The sequence below is a fragment of the Hydrogenimonas sp. genome (assembly GCF_029932565.1).
Taxonomy (GTDB): Bacteria; Campylobacterota; Campylobacteria; order Campylobacterales; family Hydrogenimonadaceae; genus Hydrogenimonas.
The window spans coordinates 1-5,919 of record NZ_JAOZPV010000091.1 but is presented as its reverse complement, the minus strand read 5'-3'; the positions used below and the strand labels follow the sequence as shown (position 1 = coordinate 5,919).

The window sequence follows — 5,919 nt, the reverse complement described above, 5'->3', positions numbered from 1 at the left end:
TCTGCTGCAGATCCTCGGAATCTTCGGCAGTGACGAGTAATCTTTCGGAGCCGAAACTCTTTCGGCTTGTCGACGCGAATCTCAACCGCCTGAAGGAGGGGATTCGCGTCATCGAAGATATCAACCGTTATCTCTATGACAACCAGGCCGTTGCTTCCACTCTCAAGGAGCTACGCCATCTGGCGACAATCGACAACTATCTTGAACTGCTTCCTCACCGGGATATTCAAAACGATGTGTTGAAAAGAAGTACGAAAACAGAAATGGCCCGCGAAGATGAAAAGAGCCTGCTTCTGGCCAATTACAAACGCGCACAGGAAGCATCACGTGTACTCGAAGAGAGCTTCAAGCTGATCGACCCGAACAAAGCGGAGGATTTCAAGACGATCCGCTACAGACTTTATGCTCTCGAACAGGAGAATCTGTCAGAAATCGATTAAGCGCATCTGGCACGCTTATATCGTATGCTTTTTCAAAAACGTTTCGATATTGTGGACAATGCCCGCAACAAGCTTTTCGCGTGCCTCCACACTGGTCCATGCGATGTGCGGGGTGATAAGCAGCCGTTCGGGGTTTGCCACTTCGTAAAGGACCGAATCTTCGGGAAGCGGTTCCTTCTCGGTCACATCCAATCCCACATAGATCTCTTTGTCATCCATGACACGCATCAAATCGTTTTCGTTGACGATGCCACCACGGCCCAGATTCAAAAGTATGGAGCCTGCGGAAATCTTTTCGAGACGTACAAAATCGAGCAGATTTTCCGTTTTTTCATTCAATGGCGCATGAATAGAGATAATATGCGAAGTGCTCAGCAGGGTATCGAGCTCCATCCGCGGATAGAGAGGATCATCGTTCTCACCGCTCGTGGAGTAATAGACGACGGTTGCACCGAACGCTTCCGCCACTTTGGCGACCTCCTTGCCGATTGTTCCGAATCCGATAATACCCCACTGCTTTCCACGCAATTCATGAAAAGGGCGATCGACGCAGGTAAAAATGCCTGACTTCCCCCACGCCTTGCTTTTGACATGATTGTCATAGTAGGGCAGTTTTTCCATCAGATAAAAGAGCATTGCAAACGTATGCTGAACAACGCTGTGGGTCGAATAGCCTGCTACGTTTTTGACTTCAATACCTCGGACTTTGGCGTATTCGAGATCGACATTGTTCATCCCGGTTGCAGCCACGCAGATCAGTTTGAGTTTTCCGCAGGCATCCATCACTTTCCTGTCGATGACCACTTTATTGGTTACGATGATATCGGCATCTTCGCATCGTTCTATCGTTTCATCCGGAGTTGTCGTCTGGTAGACTGCGAGATCACCGAACAGATTGAACACGCTCAAATCGATATCGTCACCAAGCGTATCGGCATCCAGCAAAACCAATCGCATGTTACTTTTCTCCCCCCATATTCTTCGACTTTTCATAAAAGTAGTTCGTGGCCTCCACAAAACCGTCGATGCTTCCACAGTCGAAACGACGCCCTTCAAACTTATACGCCATGACCATCCCTTTTTTCGCCTGGGCCATCAGCGCATCAGTGATTTGGATCTCACCGCCTTTGCCGGGTTCGGTCTGTTTGATCAGATCGAAAATATCCGGTGTCAGAATATAGCGGCCGATAATGGCGAGATTGGATGGTGCCTCTTCGGGCTCCGGTTTTTCGACCATCGTATCGACCATGTAGAGCCCCTCATCAATCTCTTTGCCGGCAACCACACCGTACTTACTCACCTGATCCATCGGGACCTCCTGGACGGCGACAATGGAGCACCGATACTTGTTATAGACTCTGACCATCTGGGAGAGGACGCCATCCCCTTCCGTATTGGTACAAAGGTCGTCAGCCAGCAGTACCGCGAAAGGTTCGTCTCCGATCAATACACGTCCCTTGTATATCGCATCACCCAGTCCCTTCATTTCGATCTGACGGGTATAGGTAAACGTACACTTGTTGATGAGATCGCGAATCTCATGCAGAAGATACTCTTTCGGCGTTCCGAAAATCTGATGCTCCAATTCGAAACTGACATCGAAATGGTCTTCGATGGCACGTTTCCCTCGTCCTGTAATGATTGCCATGATATCCATACCGGCTTCCACCGCCTCTTCGACACCATACTGAATGAGCGGTTTGGCCATAATCGGCAGCATCTCTTTGGGCATCGCCTTCGTCGCAGGCAGGAATCGGGTGCCGTACCCTGCAGCAGGAAAGAGACATCGTTTAATCATCGAGCAACCTTTCGTTTCATCATAAATAGCACAATTGTACCAAAAGCGGCCACGAGAATGACCGAAGGTCCCGATGAGAGGTCGTACCAGTAGGCCAGAAAGAGACCGGCAACGATATATATCATCGAGAGGAGAATGGAAAACAGCATCATGCCCCCCAGCGACCTGACATACCGCTCGCTCGAAAAACTCGGCATCGTCAACAGCGCGATCAGCATGATAAGTCCAACAAGCCGCATCGCCAAAACAACGGTAACGGCGACAAGTCCAAGCAACAAGAGATGCAACGCCTGCGTCTTGACCCCCTGCAGTTTTGCGAAGACAGGATCGAAACTCAATGCCATAAAGTCGTAATAAAAATACCAGACAAGACTCAATGCCGTCAGATCAAAAAGTGCCATATACCAGAGGTCTTCTGCGCCGACGGCCAGAATGGAACCGAACAGAAAACTCATCAGGTCGACATTGTAACCGGGTGTCAAATCGCTCAGTATCACACCGATCGCCATCCCAATCGCCCAGACGATTCCGATAGCGGTATCGGCCCGGTGCGCGTAACGAAATGCGATAAAGGAGATCACGGCTGCGGCAACAAGTGCTGCGAGTGTCGCACCAAGCAAAACCGAGAAACCAAAAAAGATGGCAGCACCGACGCCGCCATAGGTCGCATGGGCGATACCGCCGCTCATGAATGTCATTCGGTTCGCCATCGTCAAGGGGCCGATCAGACCAAGTGCCACGGCGATTAACATGCCGGCGACCAAAGCGTGTTGGAAAAATGGCATCTGCAGTGCTTCAAGCATGTTTGCACTCCTCCGTGCACTCGATCCTTTTCCCCATATCCTGCCAGAATTCCGCACCACAATAGTGTCCTTCGTGACCCTGCAGCTGCTGTTTGATCTGATAACGCGTATGCGAGTCGATCGTATGCATCACCGCGCTTCTGTTGATATAGGCAGCATGCTTGGCATATCCCATAACCATGCTCATATCGTGGCTCACGACAACGATCGTCATCGTTTTATTCAACTCTTCGAGCAGGTCAAATATCTCCCGCTGGCCGTTGAAGTCGATGCTGGCTGTCGGCTCGTCAAGCATCAGAATATCCGGGTCGCTGCACAATGCCCTGGCAATCAGCACCCGCTGCCTCTCTCCTCCGGAAAGTTCGGCGATACGGCGTCCGGAAGCATGGTCCATCCGGACTTTTTCGAGTGCGTGCCTCGCTTTTTCCCTCAATGTATCATCAAAGCGTCTTATCCGATTTCTTTTATGCAGCACACCCATCAAAACAACATCAAGTGCCGTAATGGGAAAATCGAGGTTATGCCCCGTCTCCTGCGGCACATACCCGATAATGGTGCCGTTTTCATCGGGGTGCTTGCCAAAAAGCAGGACATCTCCAGAGTGGGGCTTCAGTATACCCATCATCAACTTCAGCAGGGTGCTTTTTCCCCCTCCGTTGGGCCCGATAATAGCCAGAAAATCACCCATTTCCACCCGAAGTGAAACATTTTCAAGCACAGATTCGCCGTCGTATGAAAATGTGACATGGCGAACCTCGACGGCTGGTTGGTTCATTTCGATGCTGCTTTGCACACTTTGTTGGCGATATTCATCAGATTGGCATCCCAGTCAGACGCAAGCGGATCGGCTTCGACAATCGTTGCTCCAATCGATTTCGCGATCACCTTCGCCGTCCGTTTCGAAAACTGGGGTTGCACAAAGAGCGTATTCACCTTCTCCTCTTTCGCCTCATGGATCAGATGCACAAGCTCTTTGGATCTGGGCTCTTTGCCCTCCATCTCGATCGGTATCTGCCTCAAACCGTACGTACGTGCGAAATAGCCCCAGGATGGGTGAAACACCATCATTGCACTCCCTTTGCAGGGTTTTAGAATTTTTTTGAGTTTTTCATCGAGTGCGTCGATTTCTTTTTCGAATTTTGCGAGATTTTCTGCATAAATCTTTGAATGCGCAGGATCGATCTCTTCAAGAGCCCTGGCGATATTGCGCGCCTGAGCTTTTACCAGAGGAGGGGAGAGCCAGACGTGGGGATCCAGGGAGTGTTGAGCGCCGAGTGTTGAGTGTTGAGTCTTTTTGCCGTGATGATGGTGCTGCATCGGCATTTTTTTGATACCTCGGGTGATGTCGACGATCTTCATCTTCGGATTTTGGGCCGCGAATCGGGGCAGCCACGCTTTTTCGAATGGCACACCGATGGAAAAGTAGATATCCGCACTGGATATCGCTCTCATTTGCGAAGGCTTGGGTTCGTAGGTGGTAGGGCTGGCACCGGGAACCACCATCACCATCACATCTACCAGATCACCCGCAATCTTTTCGACGAATGTTTTTTCAGGTACGATGCTGACGACCACATGAACTTTCGCCATCAACGTTGCTGGAAAGAGAAACAGCGAAAAAAGAAATAATCGAAAAAAATTCTCAATTCTCAATTCTCAATTCTCCATACATTCATTGAACGAAAAAGATGAACAAAGCCCATCTTTTGGGAGGGGCACAAGTGTCCCCCGCACCCCCTAACGCTTCGAATGCGGAGCATTCGAGATGATTTCAAATATTTGAAATCAGCCATAATATCGCACCACATCGTCCATTTTCCTGCCCATATTCAACAGCACCATATCCGCAAGTACCAGTGCGGCCATCGCTTCGGCGACAACACTGCCCCGGATCGCGACACACGGGTCATGACGTCCTTTGAGTTCACAAACAACCTCTCTACCATGAATGTCGAGGGTTTTCATCGGTTTAAAAATCGAAGGGGTCGGCTTGAAATAGACTTTGATATCCAGCACATCGCCACTGCTGATTCCTCCCAATGTACCGCCGGCATGATGACTCAAAAACCCTTCATGCGTCATCTCATCATTGTTTTCACTTCCCAGCAGTTCGGCACTGTGGGCCCCTTCGCCAATCTCTACCCCTTTCACGGCATTGATCCCCATCATGGCATCGGCCAGTACGGCATCGAGTTTGTAATAGATCGGTTCACCCAGGCCCACTGGAACACCGGTGGCTCGCACGAGCGCAGCCCCGCCGACGCTGTCGTGCGCCTCCTTCGCCCGAATGATCACATCTTTCTGTGCTTGCTCCATCGCCGGGTCAAGGGCAAAAATCTCACTCGTTCTCGCGAAACCGAAATTGTACTCCTTCGCCTCGACATCACCGATTTTGAAAATGCCGCTCTCCACCTTGATTCCAATCTGCTTCAGCATCAGTTTCGCCACTGCACCCGCCGCCACTCTGGCTGCTGTCTCCCTTGCACTGCTGCGCCCACCACCGCGATAGTCCCGGATACCATATTTTTCCCAGTAGGTGTAATCGGCGTGTCCCGGACGGAAAAGATCTTTGATGTTGCCGTAGTCTTTCGATTTCTGGTTGGTGTTATAGATGACCATCGCAATTGGCGTACCGGTGGTCTTGCCTTCGAACACGCCGCTCAGAATTTCGACACTGTCAGGCTCCTTTCTGGCCGTGGCATAGACATTTTTTCCCGGTCGTCGGCGATCGAGTTCACTTTGTATGAAGCGCTCATCAATCTCCAGCCCCGCCGGCACTCCATCGAGTACACAGCCAATCGCCTTGCCATGCGACTCGCCGAAGGTTGTCATTACGAATCGTCTGCCGAATGAGTTACTCACTTTGTGCCTCCTCTTT

The 5,919-nt window shown here is 50.6% G+C and carries 7 protein-coding genes; 1 reads left to right on the top strand and 6 read right to left on the bottom strand.

The window, feature by feature from the left end:
- Window positions 1-29: 29 nt before the first annotated feature.
- Window positions 30-440 carry a thiamine-phosphate pyrophosphorylase gene (locus tag Q1K24_RS08880; RefSeq protein WP_366903828.1) on the top strand — a complete coding sequence of 137 codons (411 nt, stop codon included), beginning with the start codon at window positions 30-32 and terminating at the stop codon, window positions 438-440.
- Window positions 441-455: 15 nt separating this feature from the next.
- Here Q1K24_RS08880 and Q1K24_RS08875 read toward each other — a convergent pair whose 3' ends face one another.
- From Q1K24_RS08875 to aroC, 6 genes are all read right to left on the bottom strand, one after another.
- A complete protein-coding gene (locus Q1K24_RS08875) occupies window positions 456-1,397 on the bottom strand; it encodes a D-2-hydroxyacid dehydrogenase (protein ID WP_300369064.1) in 942 nt (313 codons plus the stop codon).
- Window position 1,398: 1 nt separating this feature from the next.
- Entirely contained in the window at window positions 1,399-2,238 is an 840-nt protein-coding gene (gene galU, locus Q1K24_RS08870) for a UTP--glucose-1-phosphate uridylyltransferase GalU (protein ID WP_300369061.1), read from the bottom strand.
- Window positions 2,235-3,041: a metal ABC transporter permease gene (locus Q1K24_RS08865; protein ID WP_300369058.1), complete on the bottom strand. Its 807-nt coding sequence runs from the start codon at window positions 3,039-3,041 to the stop codon at window positions 2,235-2,237. Before Q1K24_RS08865 ends, galU begins: the two co-directional genes overlap by 4 nt.
- Window positions 3,034-3,816 (bottom strand): ABC transporter ATP-binding protein, encoded by a 783-nt coding sequence (locus tag Q1K24_RS08860; protein ID WP_300369055.1) that lies wholly within the window; start codon window positions 3,814-3,816, stop codon window positions 3,034-3,036. The genes Q1K24_RS08865 and Q1K24_RS08860 overlap by 8 nt, the downstream gene beginning before the upstream one ends.
- Window positions 3,813-4,631 (bottom strand): zinc ABC transporter substrate-binding protein, encoded by an 819-nt coding sequence (locus tag Q1K24_RS08855; protein ID WP_300369052.1) that lies wholly within the window; start codon window positions 4,629-4,631, stop codon window positions 3,813-3,815. The genes Q1K24_RS08860 and Q1K24_RS08855 overlap by 4 nt, the downstream gene beginning before the upstream one ends.
- 195 nt (window positions 4,632-4,826) lie before the next feature.
- On the bottom strand, window positions 4,827-5,873 hold the full coding sequence (gene aroC, locus Q1K24_RS08850) for a chorismate synthase (RefSeq protein ID WP_300369066.1): 1,047 nt from the start codon (window positions 5,871-5,873) through the stop codon (window positions 4,827-4,829).
- Window positions 5,874-5,919: the final 46 nt, after the last annotated feature.

What these genes read in the sequence shown, in the direction of transcription:
- Q1K24_RS08875 (WP_300369064.1), bottom strand. Translation starts at nt 1,397, where the DNA reads ATGCGATTGGTTTTGCTGGATGCCGATACGCTTGGTGACGATATCGAT.
- galU (WP_300369061.1), bottom strand. Translation starts at nt 2,238, where the DNA reads ATGATTAAACGATGTCTCTTTCCTGCTGCAGGGTACGGCACCCGATTC.
- Q1K24_RS08865 (WP_300369058.1), bottom strand. Translation starts at nt 3,041, where the DNA reads ATGCTTGAAGCACTGCAGATGCCATTTTTCCAACACGCTTTGGTCGCC.
- Q1K24_RS08860 (WP_300369055.1), bottom strand. Translation starts at nt 3,816, where the DNA reads ATGAACCAACCAGCCGTCGAGGTTCGCCATGTCACATTTTCATACGAC.
- Q1K24_RS08855 (WP_300369052.1), bottom strand. Translation starts at nt 4,631, where the DNA reads ATGGCGAAAGTTCATGTGGTCGTCAGCATCGTACCTGAAAAAACATTC.
- aroC (WP_300369066.1), bottom strand. Translation starts at nt 5,873, where the DNA reads ATGACAACCTTCGGCGAGTCGCATGGCAAGGCGATTGGCTGTGTACTC.